27 protein-coding genes and 1 pseudogene are annotated in these 24681 nt (G+C 69.9%); 11 read left to right on the top strand and 17 right to left on the bottom strand.

Translation table 11 applies throughout. The annotated features are described in order from the left end of the window. The 3 genes and pseudogenes from ACZ68L_RS27415 to ACZ68L_RS27405 all read right to left on the bottom strand — a co-directional run. A pseudogene (locus tag ACZ68L_RS27415) lies at positions 1–122 on the bottom strand (electron transfer flavoprotein subunit beta); the annotation flags it as partial. Between the two features lie 201 nt (positions 123–323). Next, positions 324–830, bottom strand: a complete 507-nt coding sequence (locus ACZ68L_RS27410) for a flavin reductase family protein (protein ID WP_402286235.1) — start codon at positions 828–830, stop codon at positions 324–326. Between the two features lie 196 nt (positions 831–1026). Next, a complete protein-coding gene (locus tag ACZ68L_RS27405) occupies positions 1027–1353 on the bottom strand; it encodes a TlpA family protein disulfide reductase (RefSeq protein ID WP_469581541.1) in 327 nt (108 codons plus the stop codon). 218 nt (positions 1354–1571) lie between these two features. Between ACZ68L_RS27405 and ACZ68L_RS27400 the strand changes: the two genes are divergently transcribed. After that, a complete protein-coding gene (locus ACZ68L_RS27400; protein WP_469581539.1) occupies positions 1572–2294 on the top strand; it encodes a lysophospholipid acyltransferase family protein in 723 nt (240 codons plus the stop codon). 30 nt (positions 2295–2324) lie between these two features. On the opposite strand, the gene ACZ68L_RS27395 is transcribed toward ACZ68L_RS27400, so the two are convergent. The 5 genes from ACZ68L_RS27395 to ACZ68L_RS27375 all read right to left on the bottom strand — a co-directional run bounded on the left by ACZ68L_RS27395 (position 2325) and on the right by ACZ68L_RS27375 (position 6967). Beyond that, positions 2325–3017, bottom strand: a complete 693-nt coding sequence (locus ACZ68L_RS27395) for a B3/B4 domain-containing protein (protein WP_469581538.1) — start codon at positions 3015–3017, stop codon at positions 2325–2327. A 26-nt stretch (positions 3018–3043) separates the two neighbouring features. Further along, the gene (locus tag ACZ68L_RS27390) at positions 3044–3643 is read right to left on the bottom strand and encodes a transglutaminase domain-containing protein (RefSeq protein WP_469581535.1); all 600 of its coding nucleotides are present in this window, start codon (positions 3641–3643) and stop codon (positions 3044–3046) included. A 74-nt stretch (positions 3644–3717) separates the two neighbouring features. Continuing rightward, positions 3718–4797 (bottom strand): threonine aldolase family protein, encoded by a 1080-nt coding sequence (locus ACZ68L_RS27385; RefSeq protein ID WP_469581532.1) that lies wholly within the window; start codon positions 4795–4797, stop codon positions 3718–3720. Further along, positions 4776–5543: an SDR family NAD(P)-dependent oxidoreductase gene (locus ACZ68L_RS27380; protein WP_469581530.1), complete on the bottom strand. Its 768-nt coding sequence runs from the start codon at positions 5541–5543 to the stop codon at positions 4776–4778. The genes ACZ68L_RS27385 and ACZ68L_RS27380 overlap by 22 nt, the downstream gene beginning before the upstream one ends. 26 nt (positions 5544–5569) lie before the next feature. Next, entirely contained in the window at positions 5570–6967 is a 1398-nt protein-coding gene (locus ACZ68L_RS27375) for a DUF6421 family protein (RefSeq protein ID WP_469581529.1), read from the bottom strand. Positions 6968–7282: 315 nt separating this feature from the next. Between ACZ68L_RS27375 and ACZ68L_RS27370 the strand changes: the two genes are divergently transcribed. Beyond that, positions 7283–7408 carry a hypothetical protein gene (locus ACZ68L_RS27370; RefSeq protein WP_469581526.1) on the top strand — a complete coding sequence of 42 codons (126 nt, stop codon included), beginning with the start codon at positions 7283–7285 and terminating at the stop codon, positions 7406–7408. Between the two features lie 82 nt (positions 7409–7490). Beyond that, positions 7491–8174, top strand: a complete 684-nt coding sequence (locus ACZ68L_RS27365) for a glycerophosphodiester phosphodiesterase (RefSeq protein WP_469581523.1) — start codon at positions 7491–7493, stop codon at positions 8172–8174. 12 nt (positions 8175–8186) lie between these two features. Here ACZ68L_RS27365 and ACZ68L_RS27360 read toward each other — a convergent pair whose 3' ends face one another. Then, positions 8187–8735 carry a GNAT family N-acetyltransferase gene (locus ACZ68L_RS27360; protein ID WP_469581521.1) on the bottom strand — a complete coding sequence of 183 codons (549 nt, stop codon included), beginning with the start codon at positions 8733–8735 and terminating at the stop codon, positions 8187–8189. Between the two features lie 329 nt (positions 8736–9064). Between ACZ68L_RS27360 and ACZ68L_RS27355 the strand changes: the two genes are divergently transcribed. From ACZ68L_RS27355 to ACZ68L_RS27330, 6 genes are all read left to right on the top strand, one after another. Next, entirely contained in the window at positions 9065–9451 is a 387-nt protein-coding gene (locus ACZ68L_RS27355; RefSeq protein WP_469581518.1) for a VOC family protein, read from the top strand. 299 nt (positions 9452–9750) lie between these two features. Beyond that, positions 9751–10344: a DUF5134 domain-containing protein gene (locus ACZ68L_RS27350; protein ID WP_469581515.1), complete on the top strand. Its 594-nt coding sequence runs from the start codon at positions 9751–9753 to the stop codon at positions 10342–10344. An 85-nt stretch (positions 10345–10429) separates the two neighbouring features. Beyond that, on the top strand, positions 10430–11365 hold the full coding sequence (locus ACZ68L_RS27345; RefSeq protein ID WP_469581513.1) for a M56 family metallopeptidase: 936 nt from the start codon (positions 10430–10432) through the stop codon (positions 11363–11365). 33 nt (positions 11366–11398) lie between these two features. Beyond that, entirely contained in the window at positions 11399–12106 is a 708-nt protein-coding gene (locus ACZ68L_RS27340; RefSeq protein ID WP_469581510.1) for a phosphatase PAP2 family protein, read from the top strand. 19 nt (positions 12107–12125) lie between these two features. Beyond that, entirely contained in the window at positions 12126–12851 is a 726-nt protein-coding gene (locus tag ACZ68L_RS27335) for an HAD family hydrolase (RefSeq protein ID WP_469581508.1), read from the top strand. 45 nt (positions 12852–12896) lie between these two features. Then, entirely contained in the window at positions 12897–13076 is a 180-nt protein-coding gene (locus ACZ68L_RS27330; RefSeq protein WP_469581506.1) for a hypothetical protein, read from the top strand. Positions 13077–13202: 126 nt separating this feature from the next. On the opposite strand, the gene ACZ68L_RS27325 is transcribed toward ACZ68L_RS27330, so the two are convergent. Beyond that, positions 13203–14693, bottom strand: a complete 1491-nt coding sequence (locus ACZ68L_RS27325) for an LVIVD repeat-containing protein (protein WP_469581505.1) — start codon at positions 14691–14693, stop codon at positions 13203–13205. Positions 14694–14851: 158 nt separating this feature from the next. On the opposite strand from ACZ68L_RS27325, the gene ACZ68L_RS27320 reads away from it, so the two are divergent. Then, entirely contained in the window at positions 14852–15529 is a 678-nt protein-coding gene (locus tag ACZ68L_RS27320; protein WP_469581503.1) for a DUF305 domain-containing protein, read from the top strand. 77 nt (positions 15530–15606) lie between these two features. Beyond that, on the top strand, positions 15607–17025 hold the full coding sequence (locus ACZ68L_RS27315) for an FAD-dependent oxidoreductase (RefSeq protein WP_469581501.1): 1419 nt from the start codon (positions 15607–15609) through the stop codon (positions 17023–17025). Between the two features lie 2 nt (positions 17026–17027). On the opposite strand, the gene ACZ68L_RS27310 is transcribed toward ACZ68L_RS27315, so the two are convergent. From ACZ68L_RS27310 to ACZ68L_RS27280, 7 genes are all read right to left on the bottom strand, one after another. Further along, on the bottom strand, positions 17028–17369 hold the full coding sequence (locus tag ACZ68L_RS27310; RefSeq protein WP_469581563.1) for an ArsR/SmtB family transcription factor: 342 nt from the start codon (positions 17367–17369) through the stop codon (positions 17028–17030). A gap of 256 nt (positions 17370–17625) precedes the next feature. Beyond that, entirely contained in the window at positions 17626–18042 is a 417-nt protein-coding gene (locus tag ACZ68L_RS27305; protein WP_469581498.1) for an acyl-CoA thioesterase, read from the bottom strand. Between the two features lie 337 nt (positions 18043–18379). Then, positions 18380–19411 carry a LacI family DNA-binding transcriptional regulator gene (locus ACZ68L_RS27300; protein ID WP_469581495.1) on the bottom strand — a complete coding sequence of 344 codons (1032 nt, stop codon included), beginning with the start codon at positions 19409–19411 and terminating at the stop codon, positions 18380–18382. A gap of 93 nt (positions 19412–19504) precedes the next feature. Then, positions 19505–20566 (bottom strand): ABC transporter permease, encoded by a 1062-nt coding sequence (locus tag ACZ68L_RS27295; RefSeq protein ID WP_469581493.1) that lies wholly within the window; start codon positions 20564–20566, stop codon positions 19505–19507. Next, positions 20563–21534: an ABC transporter permease gene (locus tag ACZ68L_RS27290; RefSeq protein WP_469581490.1), complete on the bottom strand. Its 972-nt coding sequence runs from the start codon at positions 21532–21534 to the stop codon at positions 20563–20565. Before ACZ68L_RS27290 ends, ACZ68L_RS27295 begins: the two co-directional genes overlap by 4 nt. Beyond that, positions 21531–23162: a sugar ABC transporter ATP-binding protein gene (locus ACZ68L_RS27285; protein ID WP_469581487.1), complete on the bottom strand. Its 1632-nt coding sequence runs from the start codon at positions 23160–23162 to the stop codon at positions 21531–21533. The genes ACZ68L_RS27290 and ACZ68L_RS27285 overlap by 4 nt, the downstream gene beginning before the upstream one ends. A gap of 132 nt (positions 23163–23294) precedes the next feature. Further along, positions 23295–24380 carry an ABC transporter substrate-binding protein gene (locus ACZ68L_RS27280; protein ID WP_469581484.1) on the bottom strand — a complete coding sequence of 362 codons (1086 nt, stop codon included), beginning with the start codon at positions 24378–24380 and terminating at the stop codon, positions 23295–23297. Positions 24381–24681 lie beyond the last annotated feature (301 nt).

Below are 24681 nucleotides of genomic sequence, written 5' to 3'. Positions count from 1 at the left end.
TCGTCCAGCTCCGACAACAGACCATCGACATCCTCACGGTCCAGCGTCAGATCATCGGCGAAATGCCGGTCACCAGTGGCGTCGGGCACGTACTTGACACAGACAACGATCCTCAAGCTCACGCCGGCTCTCCTACTGCATCGTCATTTCTGGGCTGCCTTGTTGCACGCAGCATAGGCGCCTGATGGGGCGGTTTCCGGTCGGGGCGACCGATGCTCCGAAGGAAATATTACTAGTCAGTACACCCAGTGCTTTACCCATGAGCAAGCGCTTGGAACTGTGATCTGGCCAACGTGCCGCACCCACGTGCCGCTTGGGAGTTCTCAGTCCCGCAGGGCGGTGAAACGGCCCTGGTGATAGAGCAGCGGGCGACCGCCTCCGGCCGGATCTCCGACCACGGCCTCCGCGATCACGATCCGATGGTCGCCCGCCGGGATCCGGGCCACCACGCGGCAGACCAGCCACGCCAGCACGCCGTCGAGCACCGGCACGCCTTCGGGTCCACTGCGCCAATAGGTGGACGGGCCGAACCGGTCGGCGCCGCTGCGGGCGAACGTGGCGGCCAGATCCTGCTGGTGCTCACCGAGTATGTGGACGCCGATGTGCTCGGCCTCGGCCACGACCGGCCAGCTGGAGGACGAGGTTCCCACCCCGAAGGAGATCAGCGGCGGCTCGGCGGCGACGGAGTTCAAAGAGGTGGCGGTGAAGCCGACCGGCCGGTCGCCTGCGGCGGTGATCACTGCGACGCCGGCGGCGTGCTGCCGGAAGACCGAGCGGAGCAGTTCGGGGGAAGCCGTGCGGGAGGTGCCGAGCTCGGGCGAAGCCGTCATGGAGATGTCCTTCTGCGGAAGAGGTGTACGGGGCCTTGTCTGCTCAGGCACCCGGACAGCGCGCACTCGCGTTTCGGGCGAGATCCACATGGGCCCGGCCGTAGAGAAGGAGTTCCGGCGGCATAGCGTCAGACTGACGATGCGTGGTGGGTGCAGTCAAGAGCGTTCCGCAATGTGGGAGATGCGTCACGGTCCGTCACATCACCTGTCCCAGTGCGGCGACGACGTCGACGGTGCGCGGTTGCCCGACGGCCCGGCGGACGATCCGGCCGCCGGGGTCGAGGACCAGTACGGTCGGCGTCCGGCTGATCCCCAGCTCGCGCACGAGAGTGAGATGCGCCTCGGCGTCGATCTCGACGTGGGCCACGCCGTCCACCATGCGCGCCACCTCGGCAAGAGTGCGCCGGGTGGCCCGGCACGGCTGACAGAACGCGCTGGAGAACTGCACCAGGGTCGCCTTCTCCCCCAATTCCGCGCCGAGTCGGGCCGCATCCAGCGTTCTCCCGTGCGTCTGCCCGTCCACCTACGGCCTCCTGTCAGAGCTCTTCGCAAGAGGTCAGCACCGCCGGGCACCGTGGCATTCCCCGCGCTTCCACGTGACGAGAATCTCGCGCCCCGCGCCCCCTGAGACTGGCCACCGCGTCGCGCATGGGGCACGATCGGCGCAATGCCGCAAACCTACGGCTGCGTAACTTCCGCCGGGAGAACCCTCCCCAGGCGCTGAAGAAGGGTCTTCCCCAGATGGCAGAACTCGTCTATCGACCGGTCATCGGCGCCGCTCGTACATTTTTCAAGGCGCTTGACCTGAAGATCGACACTCAGGGTTCCGAGCACATCCCGAAGACCGGTGGCGCGGTGCTGGTCAGCAATCACATCAGCTATCTGGATTTCATCTTCACCGGGCTCGCGGCGCTGCCGCAGAAGCGCCTCGTCCGCTTCATGGCGAAGGAATCGGTCTTCCGGCACAAGGTCTCCGGTCCGCTGATGCGCGGGATGAAGCACATCCCCGTCGACCGCAAACAGGGCGAGGACGCGTATGCGCACGCGCTCGCCTCGCTGCGGTCCGGGGAGATCGTGGGCGTGTTCCCCGAGGCGACGATCTCGGAGTCGTTCACGCTGAAGAGCTTCAAGTCGGGTGCCGCCCGACTGGCCCAGGAGGCCGGCGTCCCGCTGATCCCGATGGCGCTGTGGGGGACGCAGCGGGTGTGGACCAAGGGGCGGCCGCGCAATTTCAAGCGCTCCCACTTTCCCGTGACGATCCGGGTCGGCGAGCCGGTGGAGGCGCCCACCGACCAGTACGCGGGCGCGATCACCCGGCGGCTGCGGGAGCGGGTCCAGGAGCTCCTCGAAGCGGCCCAGCGCGCCTATCCCGTACGCCCGAGGGACGCGAGCGACACCTGGTGGGTGCCCGCGCACCTCGGCGGTACGGCTCCGACGGCCGCCGAGGTGCGTGGGGCGAGCTGACGCGACCGGTTCACGGCCACGGCTGAAACGTCACTCCGGAGCACCGACGGTGATCCGTGCTCCGGGGCTCAGCTTCTCCAGCCGCTCGGCGAGTTCGGCGCCTGCGGCTTCGAGTTCGCCGATCGTCATGGGCGCCAGGCGCTCCAGCAGGAACACGGCGTTCACGGACTCCTCGGTGAGCCGGGTGCGCAGTCCCTGACGCCAGTTCCAGCGACGGCAGGTGACGCCCTCGTCGTCGCACCAGACGACCTCGCCGGGCTCGGGGTGCTCCACGGTCTCCTCGCCGCCCGCGACGGTGACGAACGGCTCCTGGCCGGTGGAGCGCACGAGTCGCATGGTGCCGCTGATGCGGTCGGTGTCCTCGCCGCCGACAGGAATCAGATGGGCGACGCTGATGGCGTTGTAGAGGTCGACCAGCAGATTGATGCGCGGCAGCCCGGCGTCGGTGAGCGCGCGCCGGGCCAGGGCCTCGGCGGAGTTGCGGGTGCGGGAGGGTTTGGCGCCGAAGGCGGTGTACGTCTCGCGCCAGGCGGCGAGGCGCGGGTCCTCGTGCGGGGCCCGGCCATCGAGGCGTTCGGCCAGCCGGTGGGCAGCCTTGTCCAGCAGGGCCGAACTGTCCTCGCTGCTGGGCCCGTTGACCAGGTCACGCGCTTCGACGGCGATATGGGTGAAGCCGGGGGCAAGGGCGCGTACGTCGTCGGAGACGGTGAACGTCAGGGTCATCGACTGCCTTGTCTCGGGACGGGATCTCAGAGCGCTGTGGGGAGAGTACGCCACAGCTGCGGGCGGTCCTCGGCGGACCTCAGACCGTGCAGTACCGCCGGATACGGTTCAGCGTAGAGTACTGGATAGTCCACTTCATTGAACTCCGGCCGAACGGGCCACGCCAGCCGCTCTCCGTCGAGCGAGAAGTGGGCGTCGACGCCCGGCTTGTTGCCGCGGGGGTCCTGACGGTCCCAGCGGTCACGGCCGGGCAGTCTGACCGCGATCAGCCCGTGCACGGGACCGGGCTCCCCGTCGTCCTCGCAGAGCGCCTGATAACAGAGGGCGGTCGGGATGCCCGCCGCGCGGAGGAGGGCGGCCAGGGCATGGGATTTGGCGTGACAGATGCCGATGCGTGTCGCGAGGACGTCGGAGGCGCGCCAGACGACCCGCATGTCGCCCACGTCCGCCGAGTGCGCAATCGTGTCGCGCACGAAGACATAGGCGGCAGCCGCGTATGAGTATGCGTCGGTGGTCCTGCCACGGAGAGCGGCGACCACCTCCTGTACCACCGGGTGCCCGTGGTCGATGACCTCGTCCGCGGCAAGGTAAGCGGTAAGCTCCGGGACTTGCTGGATCAGCTCCATGACCGCCGAGCGTAAGTATGCGGTCGACCGGATGTCAATACACTTCCAGTCAACCGCATACTTATTCAGACTGATTACTTCGCCATCTCGTCCTTCAGCGCGAGAACGAACGCGTCGACATCGTCCTCCGTCGTGTCGAAGGCGCACATCCAGCGCACATCACCGGCGGCCTCGTCCCAGAAGTAGAAGCGGAAGCGCTTCTGCAGTCGCTCGCTCACCTCGTGCGGCAGCCGTGCGAAGACGGCGTTGGCCTGGACGGGATGCAGGATCTCCACCCCGTCCACCGCACGCACGCCATCCGCGAGCCGCTGGGCCATGGCGTTGGCGTGCCGGGCATTGCGCAGCCAGAGGTCCCCGGCGAGCAGCGCCTCCAGTTGCACGGAGACGAAGCGCATCTTCGAGGCGAGCTGCATCGACAGCTTGCGCAGGTGCTTCATGGCACGCACGGCGTCCGGGTTCAGGACCACCACGGCCTCGCCGAAGATCGCCCCGTTCTTCGTGCCGCCGAAGGACAGGACGTCGACGCCGACGGTGTTGGTGAACGTACGCATCGGTACGTCCAGCGACGCCGCGGCGTTGGCTATCCGGGCCCCGTCCAGATGGACCTTCATGCCGTGGCCGTGGGCGTGCTCACAGATCGCGCGGATCTCGTCGGGCGTGTAGACCGTGCCCAGCTCGGTGTTCTGGGTGATCGAGACGACCTGCGGCATGGCCCGGTGCTCGTCGTCCCAGCCGTACGCCTGCCGGTCGATGAGCTGGGGCGTGAGTTTGCCGTCCGGAGTGGGCACGGTGAGCAGCTTGAGACCGCCCACCCGCTCCGGGGCACCGCCCTCGTCGACATTGATGTGGGCGGATTCCGCACAGATCACCGCGCCCCAGCGGTCGGTCATCGCTTGGAGGGAGACGACGTTGGCGCCAGTTCCGTTGAAGACCGGAAAGGCTTCGGCGGTGGGGCCGAAGTGGCTGTGCATGACACGCTGGAGGTGCCCGGTGTATTCGTCCTCGCCGTAGGCGATCTGGTGACCGCCGTTGGCAAGCGCGATGGCCGCGAGAATCTCCGGGTGCGTGCCCGCGTAGTTGTCACTGGCGAAACCGCGTACCTGTGGGTCGTGGTGGCGTCGCGCGTCGGTCCTTACGGTTGCGGGGTCAGCCACAGGCGCTTTCCGTTCACTTCCGGGGCGGGCCGGTCCCAGACGCCGACGATGGCGTCGGCCAGATCCTTGACGTCGGTGAAGCCCGCGAATTTCGCATGGGGGCGCTCGGCGCGCATCGCGTCGTGCACCAGTGCCTTGATGACCAGGATCGCAGCCGCCGTTCTGGGCCCTTCCTCGCCCCCCGCTTTGCGGAAGGCGTCCGCGAGGGCGAGGGTCCAGGCCTCGGCCGCGGCCTTCGACGCGGCGTAGGCCGCGTTTCCCGCGGTGGGCTTGCTCGCCCCGGCCGCGCTGATCAGCACATAACGGCCCCGGTCGCTGCGCTGCAGGCCCTCCTGGAAGGCCAGCGAAGTGTGCTGGACCGTGCGGATCAGCAGCTTCTCCAGCAGGTTCCAGTCGGCGAGGTCGGTCTCACCGAAGGTGGAACTGCCGCGCCAGCCGCCGACGAGGTGGACCAGACCGTCGATCCGGCCGAATTCCTTCTCCGTCTTGTTCGCCCAGTCGCGGGTGGCGCCGAGGTCCAGCAGATCGACCGTGTCACCCGTGACGGTGGCGCCGCCGTGGGCATAGCGGGCGGCGTCGACCGCCTCGGCCAGGCGGGTGGCGTCCGCGTCGGAGGCGACGACGGTCGCACCGGCTTCGGCGAGCCTCAGCAGCGCGGCCCGGCCCGCCGGGCCGGCGGCTCCGGCGACCGCGACCACGGCACCTTCGAGAGCACCGCTCCCGTTGCCCTTGCCGTTTCCGTTCATGGCCACCGCCTCCTCAGGACCGGCGCTCACGCGGCTGCCCGCTCGGCATCCGCGGCGGTGATCCCCTTGGTCGAGGCGATCACGTTCTTCAGCTTCTTGGAGAGCGCCTCATAGAACATGCTCAGGGGAAACTCGTCGGGAAGCACCTCGTCGACGAGCTTCCGCGGCGGCTGCGACACATCGAGCGCGTCCGGGCCCTTGGCCCAGCGGGAGCCCGGGTGGGGGGCGAGGTAGGTGGAGACGAGGTCGTACGCGGCGAACCAGTGCACGAGCTTGGGACGGTCGATGCCGTCGCGGTAGAGCTTCTCGATCTCGGCGCAGAGCTGATTGGTGACCTGCGGGGCACGGTCCCAGTCGATCCGCAGCGTGTTGTCGATCCAGCGGACGACGTCGTGCTTGTGGAGGTACGCGAAGAGCAGCTGGCCGCCGAGGCCGTCGTAGTTACGGACGCGCTCGCCGGTGACGGGGAAGCGGAACATCCGGTCGAACAGCACGGCGTACTGGACGTCGCGGCCCTGCGGGAAGCCGTCGGCCTCCAGCTTCACGGCCTCCTTGAAGGCGGTGAGGTCACAGCGCAGCTCTTCGAGCCCGTACATCCAGAACGGCTGGCGCTGCTTGATCATGAAGGGGTCGAACGGCAGGTCGCCGTGGCTGTGCGTCCGGTCGTGGACCATGTCCCAGAGCACGAAGGCCTGCTCGCAGCGCTGCTGGTCGCCGACCATCTCGCGGATGTCGTCGGGCAGCTCGACGCCGAGCAGCTCGACCGACGCCTCGGTGACCCGGCGAAAGCGGGCGGCCTCGCGGTCGCAGAAGATCCCGCCCCAGCTGAACCGCTCCGGGGCCTCGCGCACAGCGACGGTCTCCGGGAAGAGCACCGCGGAATTGGTGTCGTAACCCGAGGTGAAGCCCTCGAAAGTGATGCCGCAGAACAGCGGGTTGTCGTAGCGGGTGGCTTCGAGCTCGGCCAGCCACTCGGGCCAGACCATCCGCAGCACGACCGCTTCGAGGTTACGGTCCGGGTTGCCGTTCTGGGTGTACATCGCGAAGAGGACCAGGTGCTGCACCCCGTCGGCGCGGTCCTTGGCCGGCTGGAAGGCGAGCAGCGAGTCGAGGAAGTCCGGCACGCCGAAGCCGTCCGCGGCCCAGCGGCGCAGGTCCGCGACAAGGGCGCGGTGGTAGGCGGCGTCGTGCGGAAGCAGCGGGGAGAGCTCCTCGACCGCGGCGATCACGCGCTCCAGGGTCGCCCCGGCGACCGCCGGGGACGGCGCGTTCTCGGCGTCGAAGTCGATGGATCCGTCCTTCGACTGCCAGGGGCGGATCTCCTCCACGGCATTCTTGAGCGCGGGCCAGGCGGGGTGATCGACCACTCGTTGATCCGTAGCTATGTCACCTGCGGCGACGTCGTGCACAAGAATTTCCGTCATAACACTTCCTCCACGGGGGAACCTCGCGTCAAGCAACCGTATCCGTGTGCGGTTCCTTCGGACAAGTGGGACTCAGAAGATTATCCTGCCGACCCCCCATGGTCACCGCGATTCTTCCTGTACAGAACCGACGAGGCGACTACTTCCGTCGACCTGGCACATTCCGGCATCGCCGACCCGGCGAATCCCGAACACATGAGCGATCAGGCTGTGCGGGACGCGCCCACGCATGGGTGACACGGCTCGCCGGGCACGGCCGCAGACCGGTAGGACGGACGGCGTCCGCCCTTCGCTCCACCACCACAGATCCGCCGCGTGAGCATCCGTGCCGTCCGTGTCGCAGCCGTCGTCACCGGGCTCCCGCTCGGTGCCGCCGATGTCCGGGAGCACGCCGCCGCTCCCGCGGCGCCGGGCGGTTCCCTCCCGGCAGCGGGCCGTTAGGCTGCCGGATTGCCGTAATGCCGCGGTGCTTCGTGGGTAGGAGCAGCCCGCGGGAAGACGCCGTCGACGGAAGCGAGTTGCCTTGTCCTTTCTCACCATCGGTCATCGCGGAGTGATGGGCATCGAGCCGGAGAACACCCTGCGGTCGTTCGTCCACGCGGAACGGGCCGGGATGGACGCCATCGAACTCGACCTGCATCTGAGCAAGGACGGCGCGCTGGCCGTCATGCACGACGCCGAAGTGGACCGCACGACGGACGGCAACGGTCCGATCGCCGAGAAGACCCTCTCCGAACTACGCGAACTCGATGCCGGACTGGGCGAGCGGGTGCCGGTCTTCGAGGAGGTGCTCGACGCCGTACGGTCCCCCGTACAGGCCGAGATCAAGGATGTGGCCGCGGCCCGCGCGCTGGCCGAAGTGATGCTGCGGCGCGGCCTCGTCGACCGGGTCGAAGTGTCGTCGTTCCACGACGAGGCGGTCGCCGAGATCGCGCAGCTGGTGCCGGGGGCACGGACCGTGCTCATCGCCAGCCGCTGGCGCGACGACGTGGTGGACCGGGCGAAGGCGGTGGGTGCGCAGACGCTGGCGCTGAACATCCGCCGCCTCACCCTGGAGGTGGTCGAGCAGGCGCACGCCGAAGGGCTGAAGGTCATCGGCTGGGTGGTGAACACCCAGGACCATCTGCGGCTGGTACGCGCTCTGCGGCTGGACGGCGCGACCACCGACTACCCGGAGATCCGCCGCGCCGGCCGCTTCACCGCCTGATCGCCGCCCCGGTCAGACCAGGTCCTTGACCAGGAGTTCGAACGCGAGATCGTCACGCTGCGGGACACCGAAGCGCTCATCGCCGTACGGGAACGGGCTGAGCCTGCCCGTACGGCGGTAGCCGCGGCGCTCGTACCAGGCGATCAGTTCCTCGCGCACCGAGATCACGGTCATGTGCATCTCCGTCACCCCCCAGCTCTCCCGGACGTTACGCTCGGCCTCGGCGATGATCACCTTGCCGAGGCCGGCTCCCTGCAGCTCGGGACGGACCGCGAACATCCCGAAGTAGGCGGCGTCGCCGCGGTGTTCGAGCTGGCAGCAGGCGAGGAGCGCGCCATCGCGCTCCACCACGAGCAGCCGGCTGCCGGGCTCTTCGACGACCTGACGGACGCCGTCCGGGTCGGTCCGCTGCCCCTGCAGGATGTCCGCCTCGGTGGTCCATCCGGCCCGGCTGGAGTCCCCGCGGTACGCCGACTCGATCAACGTCACGAGTGCGGGCACATCGGCGTCGGCCGCGTCGCGGAAGGTCAGCTGCGAGTCCTGCGCGGGGGCTATGTCCATGGCGGTGGCTCTCCGTTTCTCTGCTCTGGCCGTGCCGGAGCAGCGTAACGCGCGTGTTCCGGCCCCGGGCCCGCTCGTCCGGATCGCGCCGGGCTCGCGTGCCCCGGCACCGGGCCCTCTCGCCGACCCGCCCCGACGCAGAGGAAAGACCCTGGTGCTGTGACCGGAAAGGTTCACCGGCTCGCGACGCCCGGCACGGCACCGCGCCACGTTGTCGCCTCATCCGAGTGCGTCCGGCACGAGGGCGGTCCTCCGCCTTGCGACGCACCGCACCGGACGCAGTGAGCTTCCCGGCAGATCTGTCCGGCCACAGCACTAGAGTGCGGCGCATGGTTCATGTGCTGAGCAGCAGGATCCTGTTGCGCCCGGCCGATCCCGAGCGGTCACGGGTGTTCTACGGGGAGTCCCTCGGGCTGCCCGTCTACCGGGAGTTCGGCACCGGCCCCGAGCGGGGCACGGTCTACTTCCTCGGGGGCGGCTTCCTGGAGGTCTCCGGGCGCGCCGCCGCACCGCCGGTGCCCGGTCTCGAACTCTGGATGCAGGTCGCGGACGTCCGGGCGGCGCACGAGGAGGTGTCGGCCCGCGGCGTCGAGGTGCTGCGGACGCCGGAGCGCGAGCCGTGGGGGCTCGTCGAGATGTGGATCCGTGATCCGGACGGGCACCGGATCGTCATGGTGGAGGTACCGGCGGACCACCCCCTGCGCCACCGCCCCTGACGGGGCCGCCGGTGCGAGGCCGTCAGTGCCCGGCGCGGCTTCGCTCCGCACGGTCGACGAGCACGGGCAGGGCCCTTTCCAGACTGCCGCCGTGGTCCGCGAACGGCAGGCGCCATCACCGACCAGGCGCGCGCCTTCAAGTCCCTCACCCTCGGCTGACCCGGCCGGGTGAGTACGGCGCGCGGAGGAAAACGCTCCCCCGCGCGCTCCCCGTACACCCCAGTGCGCCGCGTACGACGGTCCCGGTCCGGGCATCGACTAGGGGGGACCCATGTCGTATGTCCAGGGGGAGGTGGGCTGTGCACGGACCGGCGATGTCCGGCTGGCTGCTCATGGCGTCGTGCGCGATGACGGGCGCGTACTGCCTGTTGCGCACACGGAGCGAGACCGCGGAGGGGCGCAGGGCAGCGCGTGCGGAGGCGTTGATGGGCTTCGGCATGGCGGCCATGGCGATGCCGGCCGCCGTCATGACACCACCCGGGTGGGGGTGGGCGGTGTACGCGGTGCTGTTCGGCGCGGCCGCGTTGCGCGCGCTGTGGTTCTCCCGGCACAGCGGGCACCATCTGCACCATCTGGTCGGGTCGTCGGCGATGGTCTACATGGCGTTGACGATGGCGCCCGGCGGTGGAGGGGGGCACGGCGGGCACGCGGGCCATGGCGGCGTGGCGACGGCCGGGGGCATACCCCTGCTGACCGGGCTGCTGCTGGCCTACTACGCGGTGTACGTACTGCGGTCGGGGGCCCGGCTGATACCGGTGGCCGCCACGGCGGGCGGCGGTGGACCGGTCGGGGAAGGACCGGCCGGGGGCGGCTGGGGCACACGGCCCGAGCTCGCGCTCGCCTGCCGGCTGACGATGGGGATCGCCATGTTCGCGATGCTGCTCACTCTGTGAGACAGGGGGACGAGCAAACCGTGGCGTACGTCACTTGCCGTGCACAGCCATACCGCGGCCACCGCGCCACTCATAGGCTGACGCCATGTTGGTCTCCCTGGCCCTGTTGCTGCTCGGCGCACTGACCGCCGTCGTGACCCCGCGTCTGATGGCGCGGGCGCAGTGGCCGGAGCGCGAGCCGGTCGTCGCACTGTGGGTATGGCAGTGCGTGGTGGCCGCGGTGCTGGTCTCCTTCGCGCTCTCCATGACCTTCAGCGCGGCAGCGGCCTGGCAGGCGGTGCGCGGGCATGTGTTCGCACCGGCGCCGCGTGGCGTGGTGGAGGCGTATGCGCTGAGTGGGTACGGGCGGTGGTCCGCCGCCATGGCCGTGCTGCTGGCGCTCGGCGGGGTGTGGACGGCGGCGATGCTGACCCGGGAGATCCACCGGGCTCGGGTGCGCCGCAGGCGGCGCCGGGCGGAATTGCTGGTGCGTTCCCCGCTGATGCCCGGGGAGGAGCCCGGCAGCGGCCGGCTCGTCGTCCTGGAGGGAGAGCGTCCGGGCGCCTGGTGGCTGCCTGGTGCGGCACCTCAACTGGTCATCACCACTGCGGCTCTCGGGCGCCTGAAAGGCCGTCAGCTGGATGCGGTGCTGGCCCATGAGCAAGGGCACGCGAAGGCCCGGCACGACTGGCTGCTGCACTGTTCGGGTGCGCTGGCGACCGGGTTTCCGCAGGTGCCGGTGTTCGCCGCCTTCCGTGACGAGATGCACCGGCTGGTCGAACTGGCCGCGGACGATGTGGCGTCGAGGCGCTTCGGACGGCTGACGATCGCCCTGGCCCTGGTGGAACTCAACGAGGACCGGGGGGTGTTCGGCCCCTGCCCGTCGCCGGACGCGCAGCTGCCGCGGCGGGTGAACCGGCTGCTGACCCCGGTGGAGCGGCTCACCGCGGGGCGTCGGCTCCGACTGACCGCGGCGGCCGCCCTGGTGCCCGCCGTTCCGCTTCTGGTGGCCTTCCTTCCGGGACTCAGCGCACTGGGATAGCCGGATGCGCGGATCTTCCGCGAAGATCGCCCCATGTCCTCCCCGTCCCTCGTACCACCGGGCCGTACCTGTTTCCGCGCCACGCCGTTCGGTACGGCCACGGTCTGCGCCGCCCTCGCACTGATCCTGCTGATCCTGGTCGCCGCGCGCTGGTCGCCGCTGATGACACTCGATCGCACGGTCGCGGACTCCCTGCACCGCAGGGCGGTCACCGAACCCGGCCTCGTCCACGTGAACCGGATCCTGACCGACTGGGTGTGGGATCCGTGGACCATGCGCGCTCTGATCGCGGTGGCCGTGGTGGCGCTGTGGTGGCGCGGGGCGCGGGCGCTCGCGGTGTGGGTGGCGGTGACGAGCGTGCTGTCGGCCCTCCTGCAGCAAGGACTGAAGTCCGCGGTCGGCCGAGAACGGCCGCGGTGGCCGGATCCGGTGGACTCCGCCCATTACGCCGCGTTCCCCTCCGGTCACGCGATGACGGCGACGGTGAGCTGCGCCCTGCTGCTCTGGCTGCTGCGTCGGCACGGCACGGGCCCCCTGGTGTGGCGGACGGCACTGGTGGTCGGCTGGGTGTCGGTGATCGGGGTCGGTGTCACCCGGCTCTATCTGGGGGTGCACTGGCCGAGCGACGTAATGGGCGGCTGGCTGCTGGGGGCAGCCGTGGCCGGGTTCTCCGTCGCCGGCTTCGCACGCTACGAGGGACGCGGTGGTCCGGAGCGTCCGGCCTTGCCCCGGCGTTCCTGAACCGAGGAGGATCGCGCCCATGCGGATCAAGGGTGTGCTCTTCGACTTCTCCGGGACTCTGTTCCGTATCGAACCGGTCCGGTCCTGGCTGCGCGCGGCTCTCGCCGAACGGGGGGTGACGGTCGGCGGGGCCGACTTCGAGCGGTACGCGCGGGGGCTGGAGGACGCCGGGGCGCTGCCGGGCGGTCCGCCTCCCCGGCAGGTGCCCGCCCGGCTCGCCGCCGTGTGGGCCACCCGTGACGAGAGTGCGGAACTCCACCGGGCCGCGTACACCGGACTGGCCCGGCAGGTGGCCCTGCCGGATCCGGGACTGTACGACGCGCTCTACGAGCGGCACCGGTCACCCGCCGCCTGGCAGCCGTACCCGGACGCGGCGGAGGTGCTCGGCGCACTGCGCGACAACGGCACCCGCGTCGGTGTGGTCAGCAACATCGGCTGGGACCTTCGGCCGGTGTTCCGGGCGCACGGGCTGGACGCCCTGGTGGACGCCTACGTCCTGTCGTACGAGCACGGCGCCCAGAAGCCGGACGCACGGCTCTTCCACAAGGCCTGCACACTCCTCGGACAGGATCCGACGCATGTGGTGATGGTCGGCGACGAACCGCACGCGGACGGCGGGGCGGCGGCACTGGGCTGTGACGTGCGGTTCGTACGGCATCTGCCGGTGGAGGAGCGGCCCGACGGGCTGCGGACGCTCGGACTGCTGCCGGGCGTTGCCCGAGAGACATGTGAGAGATGTCCCTGACGCGCAATGGGTCCGATTGTCACATCGGGGCCTTAGCCTGTACCTATGTCCCGTTCTCCGTGCCCCTCCGATGCCGTGCGTCCCGCCGCCGTGGTGAACAAAGAGATTCGTGACCTGTGGCAGCGCTCCGGCGGCTGCCTGCCCCCCGAGGACGAGGAGCACTACCAGCGGCTGCTGGTGGAGTGGGCGGCGGCGACCGGCGGGAGCGCCAGGCCCGCCGCCTGACGCGACTGTCGGCTCCGAGCGGCTCCTGGACGGCATGCCTCCCGCCGGACGGGGAATCCGCCCGACGGGAGGTACGGGTGCGCGGTGGAGCCGACTGGCGCAGGTGCGAGGGAGGGGCCGGCCGGATCAGCGGTCGAAATAGTCCGGCTGCGTCTGCACATTGAGCTCGTCCAGTCGCACCCGCTTCGCCGGGTCGGTCCGCCGGTCGTCGAGCTTCAGGACGTCGAAGCCCTTGGCGATGTCGTTGGAGTAGATGTAGCCGTTGTAGTAGTACGCCGACCAGGGGCCGGCCGTGGTGACCGCGTCGGTGCTGACGGGGCCGCGCTCGAAGTAGCCGATCTCCTTCGGCTTCGAGGAGTCGGTGAAGTCCCACACCGAGACTCCGCCCTGGTACCAGGCCTGGACCATCACGTCGCGACCCTCGACCGGGACGATCGAACCGTTGTGGGCGACGCAGACCTCCGTGTCGGCCTGCGGGCGGTCGATCTTGAAGTAGCTGCGGAAGACCAGCTTGCGGTGGTCTCCCTTGCCGACGATGTCGTAGATGCCGTCGGCGCCGCGCTTCGGGCCGACCTCCTCGTTGCAGGTGGCCGCGCCACCGCCGCCGAGTTCATCGGTGAAGACGACCTTGTCGGCCTTCTGGTTGAACGTCGCGGAGTGCCAGAACGCGAAGTTCACGTTGTCCTGCACCTGGTCGATGATCTTCGGGTGCTCCGGGTCCTTGATGGAGAACAGCAGACCGTCGCCCATGCAGGCTCCGGCGGCCAGGTCCTTCGAGGGCAGCACCGTGATGTCGTGGCAGCCGGTGGTCTTGGAGACACCCGGGTTGGTCGGAGCACCCGGGTTGCCGCCGTCCGGGAAGAGGACCGGAAAGTTCACGACGGCGGCCTTTTCGGGTGCGTCGCGCGGCACCTTGATGACGGAGATCCCGTCGTGCGGCGGCTGACAGTCGGGGAACGCCTCGCTCGGCGCGTACGAGGAGACGTACACGTATACGTTCTTGCGCTCGGGGACCAGCGTGTGGGTGTGCGATCCGCAGGCCGTCTCGACGGCGGCGACATACTTCGGGTTGCGCTTGTCGCTGATGTCGAAGACCTTCATGCCCTCCCAGGAGGACTTCTCCGTGGCGGGCTGGGTGGTGCTGGTGCAGGAGTTGTCACTGCGCGAGGAGTCGGTGGACAGGAAGAGCAGGTTTCCCGAGACCGAGATGTCGTTCTGCGAACCGGGGCAGAGGACCTGGGCGACCGTCCTGGGAGACTTGGGATTGCTGATGTCGTAGATCCGGAAGCCGTCGTAGTTTCCCGCGAAGGCGTACTTCCCCTGGAAGGCCAGGTCCGTGTTCAGCCCCTTGAGCGCGTCCTTCGGGACGTTGGCCAGATGGGTGATGTTGCCGCTGTGGACGATCTCGTCCACGCCGGGTATCTCACCGCTCCTGATGGCGGCCGCGGCTTCGGCTTCCTGGGCGGCGGAGACATCGGTACGGGCGGCGGCCGCGTCACCGGGGTCGGGCGTCGCGGCCGCGGGACCGGCCAGGAACAGCGTGGCCAGCAGCCCGGCGACCGCCGCGGCGGCCCCGAGGCGTCTGCGCCGCACCGGGCTCGTGTGCAACGAAATCACTGCGTCCTCCCATGTATCCGAACGTAGTTGAACGGTTCACGGACCTCGGCAGTATCGTCCTTGTCATGGCCATCCCAACAGATGGCAACAGAGACGTAATGAAAGTTTCTGATCGCTGTCGTGCGGAAGCGTGTTAGGACGGTGGGCAACCACCCCATATGGCAATGGAGGCCCACTTGTTGATCCGCCGTCAGACCATGTGTGTCCGCAGCTCCGTGCTCGTCGCGGCCGTCGCTCTCACCCTGGGCGCATGCGACGCGGGGAGCGGTGACAGCCGTACGAAGGCAGGGACGGACGGGGGCCGTTCGGTGGTGGCGCCCGGAAAGCCGGGAGAGCCCGCGCGGACCCTGTCCGCGGAGGAGGCGCTGAAGGCCGCCGGGGACGACACCCCCAACTCCGCCGACTTCCGGTACGTACAGATGATGATGCAACACCATGCCCAGGCACTGGAGATGACCGACCTCGCCCCCGGCCGCTCCGGCTCCGCCGCCGTCAAGCGGCTCGCCGAGCGCATCACCGCAGGCCAGAAGCCGGAGATCGGCGCCATGCAGGGGTGGCTCAAGCACAACGGCGGAGAGAGGCGCGCGAGCGGCCACGACCACGCGGCGATGCCCGGCATGGCGACCCCGGCGCAGCTCGAAGAGCTGCGGGCGGCGAACGGCGCGGCCTTCGACAAACTCTTCCTGACGCTGATGACCACCCACCACCGGGGCGCGATCACGATGGCGACCGACGTGCTCTCGCAGGGGAACAATGTGCAGGTCGAGGAGATGGCCGGGGACGTCGTCGCCCAGCAGACGGTGGAGATCGACCGGATGCGCGGGCTGTCGTCCTGAGCACGCCCCGGGCGCGCCTCTCCCCCGTCCCGACCGCCGGTGTCATGCTGGAGGCATCCCGCGGGAAGAGGTGCGCCGTGCTCCGTGTCGCCGTCGTCGGCTCCGGTCCCAGCGGGGTCTACACCGCGCAGGCCCTGATCGAGCAGGACCGGGTGCCCGGCATCCGGGTCGATGTGCTGGACCGGCTCCCCTGCCCGTACGGCCTGGTGCGCTACGGCGTGGCCCCCGATCACGAGAAGATCAAATCGCTGCAGAACAGCCTGCGGACCGTCCTGGAGCACGAGCGGATCACCTTCCTCGGCAATGTCGAGGTGGGCGGCGGCGGGATCCCGCCCGAACGGATCGGTGAGCTCTACCAGGCGGTCGTGTACTGCGTCGGGGCCGCGACCGATCGCGGCCTCGCCGTCCCCGGCGAGGACCTGCCCGGCAGCTGTTCCGCGACCGAGTTCGTCTCGTGGTACAGCGCTCACCCGGACGCCGCCGCCAACAGCTTCGCGCTGCGGGCCCGTTCGGTCGTGGTGATCGGCGTCGGCAATGTGGCGGTGGACGTGGCGCGGATTCTCGCGCGGAGCGCGGAGGAGCTGCGCCCCACCGACGTCCCGCACGGAGCGCTCGGCGCGCTGGCCGACAGCCGGGTCCGAGAGGTCCACATGGCGGGCAGGCGTGGGCCCTCGCAGGCCAGGTTCACCACCAAGGAGCTGCGGGAGCTGGCCGGGCTGCCGCATGCCCGGGTGGTGGTGGACGAGGCGGAGCTGGCCCTCGATCCGGCGTATGCCGATCCGTCCCCGGGGCCGGTGACGGCCCTGTCCTCTCCGCCCGACGTGCCGCCCCTGACGGCGGCGGCGCGACGCAACGTCGAGGTGCTGCGCGGATGGGCTTCGGCCGGCGCCATGGGCGCGGGCCCGGGAGGAGATCCGGCGCGCACCATCCACCTGCGGTTCTTTCTGCGGCCCGTCGAGCTGCTGGAGCGGGACGGCCGGGTGGCCGGAGTCCGGTTCGCCCGTACTGTGCCGGACGGCGGCGGGGGTGTACGCGACTCCGGCGCGTACGAGGACATCGATGCCCAGCTCGTGCTGCGGGCCGTCGGCTACCGCGGGCTGCCGCTGCCCGGCCTCCCGTTCGACGCGGCGCGCGGGACGGTGCCGCATCTGGCGGGGCGGGTGCTGCGGGACGGCGTGCCGTCGCCCGGGGAGTACGTCGCCGGGTGGATCAAGCGGGGGCCGACCGGAGTGATCGGCTCGAACCGGTCGTGCGCGAAGGAGACGGTGGCGTCCTTGCTGGACGACGCCCCGCTGCTCGCCGGGCGACCCTCGGTGCCCGATCCGGTGACCGCACTGCGGGCGTGGGGGCTGCGGCCGGTGGAATGGAAGGGCTGGCAATCCATCGAGCGGGCGGAGGCGGCACTGGGCCTGTCGCTGGGCCGGGGGCAGGTGAAGATCCCGGACTGGGCGGGGCTGCTGGACGCCGCGGAGGGTGCCGAACGGGGCGGATCGTGAGGCTATCGGTCCTCGCCGATGCGCCGCACCTGCCGGTTGGCGGCATCGAGGATGGTGTCGAGGAGTCCGGGGAACAGTGCTTCCAGATCGTCTCGGCGCAGCCCGTTCATCTTGGCCGTGCCCTGGTAGATCTGCTGGACGATTCCGCTCTCGCGCAGCACCCGGAAGTGGTGCGTGGAGGTCGACTTGGACACCGGCAGGTCGAAGCAGGAGCAGGTGAGCTCGGAGCCGGCGACGGCCAGTTCACGGACCACGCGCAGCCGCACCGGGTCGGAGAGCGCGTGCAGCACCGCCTCGATGCGGATCTCGCCCCGCGTGGGATGGTCGAGCGCGCGGCCACCCATCGCAGCGGCGCTTGTGACAGGGGCGCTGGCTGGGGTCACGACGGCTCCATTTCCTGGCTTGGCCCGGTCTCCCATAATACGAGGCTCTTCGTAGTTTGACATTCACCGTACGGTAAGGACCTTGGCCGTGACCGTACGCAGCGGCCGCGCAGCAGGCATGACCGAACCGGCCGGTCGCAGCAGGCCGGCCGACCGGCCGAGGAGATCAGCCCGCCGGCCGGTCGACGACCAGTGCGTGGGTTCCGGAGCCGGGCTGTCAGCCGCTGAGCAGGTCCGGGTTGTCGGCGAGTGAGGCGAGATGCCCGGACGGATCGGCGATCAGCTTGCGGGCTGTCAGATCGAGCAGCCCGGCCACGCCCGTGACCTGCGCCGCCACCGTGCCGTCCTCCCTGATGATCTCCTGGGCCACCGCGAACGTCTTCCCCTCGCCGTATGCGAACCGGCAGGTCACCCGCACCCGGTCACCGCCTCTCAGTTCACGCAGGAACTTCACCGTCGTTTCGAGCGCCACCGGCCCGACTCCACTGGCCAGCAACTTCTCCTGCGGCAGACCGGCGGCGCGCAGCAGTTCCCAGCGCGCGTGCTCGGCGTACTGCAGGTAGACGGCCTGGTTCAGATGTCCCTGCGTGTCGAGTTCGTAGCCCCGGACGGTCACGTCCACAGAAAAGGTCATGGACGTCTCAACATCACGACGCATTCCGTCATTCCCCGGACCCGCGCAACTGCCGGCGCCACAGCCCTTTGCGCACCTGTCACGCCCCGGTGGCTTCCTCATCGCAAGACACTGCAGCAAAGTTCTGACAGCACGTGCCGACCGGAACGCATTGCTCGCCCGAACCCCGAGGCGCGTCAGGGTTCTCCGGCGGGACCTCGCGGATGCCGATGAACATCGCCGCACCCGGCAAGGGCAAACTGCGGGTCTACATCCTCGACCTGGACGGCAGGAACGCGGCGCCGGGCAGGATCGGCACGGCGGTTCCTACCTCAAGCAGCCGGGCCGGGAACGCTGGTCAGTGTCCTTTCGCGGTGGCGGGCCGGGGCGCGGTGGACTCGCGGGCGACGAGGGTGTAGCCGGGGCGGGGCCGACGCGGTTCGGGAACCGGGTTGCCCGAGAGCCGTTCGACGAGGCTGTCGACGGCGAGCCGCGCGATGGCTTCCTTGTCGGGGGCGATGGTGGTGAGGGTGGTGGCTCCGTACAGGCTCTCGTCTATGTTGTCGAAGCCGACGACGGCGACGTCCTCGGGGATGCGCAGGCCGCGTGCGGTGAGGGTGCGCATGGCGCCGATGGCGATGAGGTCGTTGTACGCGAAGACCGCGTCGGGCTGTTCTCCCCGGTCCAGGAGCGCGGCCATGGCGGTGGCGCCGTCCTCGCGTCCGTAGCCGTCGGTGACGACCACCAGTGACTCGTCGGGCTCGATGCCGGCCGCGGCCAGTTCCTCGCGCCAGCCCCGCAGCCGCAGGTGGGCTGGCTGCCGTTCGCGTCCGGTGCGGGAGCCGAGGAAGGCGATCCGGCGGTGGCCGCGGTCGATGAGGTGGCGTACGGCGTCACGGGCGGCGGCCACGTTGTCGATGGCGATGTGGTCGTACGGGGCCTCGTACTCCCGCTCCCCGAGAAGGACCAGGGGCGCGGTCTCGGTGCGCGCCATGAGGTCCTCGGTCTCCAGATGGATGGGACTGAGGATGAGGCCGTCGATGACATGGGAGCGAAAGCCCTGGCTGACCAGGAGTTCCTTCTCCCTGAGGCCGGCGGTGTGGTCGACCAGGACGGTGTAGTCGTGCCGGGCGGCCGCGTCGACGACCGCGCCGGCCAGTTCGGCGAAGTACGGGTTGCCGAACTCGGGCACGGCCAGGGCGATGATGCCGGTGCGGCCCTTGCGCAGATGGCGGGCGGTGAGGTTCGGCCGGTAACCGAGTTCGTCGATGGCCCGTTGCACCTTGGCGCGCATCTGTGGTGTGACGTGCTGATAGTTGTTCACCACGTTCGACACGGTCTTGATGGACACGCCCGCCCGTTGCGCAACGTCCTTGAGGCTGACGCCCACGGCACTCCCTGACTCGGCTCGGTGCGCACCAGTGCGCACTGGATCGGCTTGGCTCGCGCTTCGAGGAGCGGGCGCTGCCCCGCCCGGCACGGCTCAGGTGGTTCTGCGGCCGCGCGCGAGCCAGCGCTGGGCCACCACGACAACGATAAGGAACCCTCCGCTGACCACCGACTGGTAGGAGGAGTTCAGCGAACCGATCTGGTTGATGAGGTTCTGGATGACGGCCAGCAGCAGGACGCCCCAGAGGGTGCCGCTGATCGATCCGGCGCCGCCGACGAGAAGAGTGCCGCCGATGACGACGGCGGAGATGGCGTCGAGTTCCATGCCCACACCGACGATCGTGACGCCGGAGGACAGTCTGGCCGCGTTCAGCGCACCGGCGAGTCCGGCGAGCAGCCCGCTGAGCGTGTACACCAGGAGTTTCGTACGGGCCACGGGCAGGCCCATCAGGGTGGCCGCGTCGCTGCTGCCGCCGACGGCGAAGAGGGACTGGCCGAACGAGGTGCGCTGCAGCAGCAGTCCTCCGGCGCCGAAGAGCACCAGGGCGATCAGGACCGGGTATCCGAAACCCCACATGCTCCCCTGGCCCAGTTCGGCGAAGGCGGAACCCTTGGGGACGAGATAGGTGGTGGCGCCCTCGTCGGTGAGGGCGAGGAGCATGCCACGGGCGGCCAGCAGGGTGGCGAGGGTGACGATGAAGGGAGCCATCGAGGCACGGGCGATCAGGAGGCCGTTGAGCAGACCGATCGCGCCGCACACCACGAGCGGCACGAGCAGCGCGGGCAGGAAGCCCCCCTGCGAGGCCCAGGCGGCGAGCACACCGCCGAGGGCGAAGACGGAGCCGACGGACAGGTCGATGCCGCCGGTGATGATGACCACCGTCATGCCGAGGGCGACCACGGCGAGGAACGACGCCTGCACGGTCACACCGCGCGCGTTGTCCAGCGTCGCGAACGTCGGGTAGACGAACGAGGCGGTGATCACGACGGTCAGCAGCACGGCGAGCACGCCCTGGCGCTGGAGGAGTCCGGCGAGCCGCCGTGTCATCGCGGGCCCGGAATCGGATGCCCGACGGGGCTCTCCGTCCCCGGACACCGCCGGGATCTTTCGCGGTGCCGGTGACTGGGCCACCGCGGCAGCTGGGGTTTCGTTCATCGGGACCGACGCTCCCGGGCGACGTAGACGGCGGCGATGATGATGGCCGCCTGGGCGATCTGTGCGGTGGAGTCGGGCAGGTCGTGCTTGACCAGAGTGGCGTGCAGCAGCTGCATCAGCAGGGCGCCCGCGACGGTGCCGAGCACCCGGACGGAACCGCCGTTCAGCGGGGTGCCGCCGACCACGACCGCCGTGATGGCGGAGAGTTCCATGAGGGTGCCCAGCGAGGAGGGGTCGCTGGCGGTCAGTCTGGCGGTGGCGAGGATGCCGGCGAGGGCGGCCAGTACGCCGCAGAGCACGTACACACCGATGAGTACGCGCCGTACGGGCAGTCCGGCGAGGGCCGCGGCCGAGCGGTTGCCACCGACGGCGACGACCCGGCGGCCGAAGGCGGTGCGCTGCACGAGGAAGGCGACGGCCACGGCGAGGACCGCCGCGATCAGCACGACCAGCGGGATGCCGAGGAAGGAGCCGGTCCCGAGCGAGAGCAGATCCGGGTTGACGATCTGCTTGAGCCGGCCGTCGGCCATCACGAGGGCCAGGCCCCGACCTCCGACGAAGAGCGCGAGTGTGGCGACGATCGGTTGCAGCCCGATGAGCGAGACCAGTGCGCCGTTGACCGCGCCGACGGCGGCGCCGGCGAGCAGCGCCACGACGAGCGCGGGCACGAGCCCGTATCCGAGGTAGAGCGGCAGGAGCGCGGCGGCGAGCGCCATCGTCGAACCGACGGACAGGTCGACGCCCTCGGTGCCGATGACCAGGGCCATGCCGAGGGCGACGATGACGACGGGGGCGACCTGGACGAGCTGGGTGCGCAGATTGCCGGCGGTCATGAAGTGCTCGGTGAACAGGGCGTTGAAGACGAGTACCACCGCCACGGCGACGTACACGCCGTACTCCTGGTACCAGGCGGGGTCGCGCAGCCGCGCCAGAGGGTGGGCGGAGGTGGCGAGGGCGGCCTGGGTCATCGGGGCTCCTCCTGGGCGGCCGGGGCCTTTCCGGCGGGCGCCGGTGCGTGGTCGGCGAGCACTTCGAGCAGATGGCTCTCGGTCACCTCGTCGCCCGCGAGTTCGCCCGCCACGGAGCCGCCGCGCAGGACGACGACGCGGTCGGCGCCCTCGATGAGTTCCTCGATGTCGGAGGAGATGAGCAGGACGGCGAGGCCCTCACGGGAGAGGTCGTCGATGAGGCCCTGGACCTCGGCCTTGGCGCCGACGTCGATGCCGCGAGTCGGTTCGTCGAGCAGCAGCACCCTGGGCTCCAGACAGAGCCAGCGGGCGAGAAGGACCTTCTGCTGGTTGCCTCCGGAGAGTTCGCCGACCTTCTGCTCGGGACTCGCCGCCTTGATCCTCAGCCGCTTCATGAAGATGTCGACGACGCGGTCCTGCTTGCGGCGGGAGACCACCCCGAAGCGGGAGAGCCGGGGCAGGGCGGCCAGCACGATGTTCTCGCGCACGGAGAGGCCGGGCACGATGCCTTCGGCCTTGCGGTCCTCGGGCAGCAGGCTGATTCCGGAGCGGATGGCACCGGCCGGGCTGATCCTGCGCAGCTTCCGTCCCTCGATGGCGAGTTCGCCGGAATCCAGGGTCAGTGCACCCGCGAGGGCCTTCGCCGTCTCGCTGCGGCCGGAGCCGAGGAGGCCGCCGAGGCCGAGCACCTCGCCTCCGTACAACGACAGGGATATGTCGTGGAGTTGGTGGCGCCGGTTGAGGCCGGTCGCGGTGAGTACCGGGGTCCGTGCCGCGTCGTGTCCCTCGCCGCCGAAGCTGGTGAGGCCGGTGCGGCGGACCTCGGACGGATCGCGGCCGAGCATCATGGAGACGAGCCGCATCCGGTCGAGGCCGGCGAGGTCGCCGGTGTGGATGTGGTGGCCGTCGCGCAGCACGGTGACGCGGTCGCAGATCCGGTAGAGCTCGTCCATGCGGTGGCTGACGTAGAGAACGGCGATGCCCCGGCCGCGCAGGTTCTCGATGACCCGGAAGAGGGTCTCCACCTCGCGCGGCTCCAGCGAGGAGGTGGGCTCGTCCATGATGACGACCTGGGCGTCGACCGAGACGGCGCGGGCCAGGGCGACCATCTGCTGCGTGCCGATGCCCAGTGTGTGCAGGGGCCTTCGGGGGTCGACACGTACACCGAAGCCGTCCAGCAGTCCCGTGGTCTCGTGGTGCATCCGCGAGAAGTCGATGAGGCCCAGGCGGTTCTTGGGCTCACGACCGAGGAAGATGTTGCGCGCCACGCTCATCAGCGGGACGAGGTTCACCTCCTGGTAGATCGTGGAGATCCCGGCCTGCTGTGCCTCGAACGGCCGGGCGAACGCCACGGGGCGACCGCTCATCCGCAGTTCGCCCTCGTCGGGGCGGTGGACGCCGGTCAGCACCTTGATCAAGGTGGATTTGCCCGCGCCGTTCTCCCCCACCAGGGCGTGGGTCTCCCCGGCGCGCAGGGCGAAGGAGACGCCGTCGAGGGCGACGACGCCCGGGAACCGCTTGCTCACCGAGCGGGCTTCGAGGACGGTGCCGACGGCGGGTGGAACCGTCACCTCCGTGGGGTGGACGGCGGGCTCCGGCGCCTGTGGTACTGCTTCGGGTGGTGCCATGGGCGGTATCGGCCTTCCGCTGTTCCAGGGGGGTGGGCCCGTGCCGCCACGGCGGGGCCGGGTGCCGCCGTGGCGCGAGGCTTCGCGGCGGCGGTGGACCAGGACGTCGCGGGTCCCTGCGGACCGCTGCGGTCAGAACGCGCCGCCGAGCGAGGCCTTGGCGTTGGACTCGTCGTACGCCCGGTCGGAGATGATGACGTTCTCCGGGATCTCTTCGCCGCCGTAGAACTTCTGAGCGGTCGCGAAGGCGAGCGGCCCGAAGCGCGGGTTCGACTCGATGACGGCGTTGTACTCGCCGTCGACCAGGGCCTGCACGGCATTCCGGGTGCCGTCCACGGATACGATCTTGACGTCCTTTCCGGGCTTCTTCCCAGCCGCCTTCAGCGCGGTGACCGCGCCGAGCCCCATCTCGTCGTTCTCCGCGTAGACGACGGTGATGTCGGGCTTGGACTGGATCAGCTGCTCCATGACCTGCTGACCCTTGTCACGTGCGAACTCGCCGGTCTGCTGGGCGACGATCTCCAGGCCGGGGGCCTGCGCCTTGAGCTGGTCGACGAAGCCCTTGGTGCGGTCGGTGGTGACGCTGTTGCCCGAGGCACCGAGGAGGATGGCGACCTTGCCCTTGCCGCCGGTCGCCTTGATCACCGCGTCCGCCGCGCGCTTGCCCTGCTCCACGAAGTCGGAGCCGAGGAAGGCCACATAGTCCTTGCAGGCGGTGGAGTTGACCTTGCGGTCGATGGTCAGGACGGGGACCTTCTTGGCCGCGGCCGCCCTGAACGCCGGCTCCAGCCCGTCGGAGTTCAGCGGGGCGACGATGAGGAACTGGGCACCCTGCGACAGCATGTCCTGGATGTCGCTGATCTGCTTGGAGAGTTGCGACTGCGCGTTGGTGGTGAGCAGCTTCTTCACGCCGACCTTCTCGGCCTCGTCCTTGATGGACTGGGTTTCGGCGATACGGAACGGGTTGGCCTCCTTCTCCGACTGGGAGAAGCCGACCACCGCGTCCTTGAGGTCCAGCTTCGGCGCGCCGTAAGTCTGCAGCGAGCAGCCCGAACCGGAGCTGCTCTCCGGGGACTTGGCTGCCTGGGCGCCCTGAGCACTGTCACCGCCCGTCCCGTTCGGGGTTTCCGACTTGGAGCAGCCGGAAGCGGCCAGCGTGGCGGTGGCGGCCAGGAGGCAGGCCACGGCGAAGGTACGGGATCGGCGCTGGATCATCATGCGCGGGACGCTCCTTGGCGAGGTGACGGCACACTCCGAGGCGTGCGGTCGGGGCATGACCGGACGATGCATCAACCGCCGGGCCGCTGCTGCCGCCGCATTCCCCACGATCCCGCCCCGAGCTGCCTGGACAGCCGTGGAGACGGTGGTGGTGAGCGCCTGCGCAGCCTGTCGGCGGCTCGGTTTACAACGTTATATAGGCGGCGCGGCGCGGGCGGCAAGAGTGCGTACAGCGCGTTTCCGAAATGTGCCGGAGGGCGTCCTCCCGGTATCGCACCGCTGCCGGGCCAATGCGCCCAGG

This window comes from Streptomyces sp. NPDC104309 (assembly GCF_055584025.1).
Note: the sequence above shows the minus strand (reverse complement) of the source record. Positions and strands in the feature narration are given on the sequence as shown.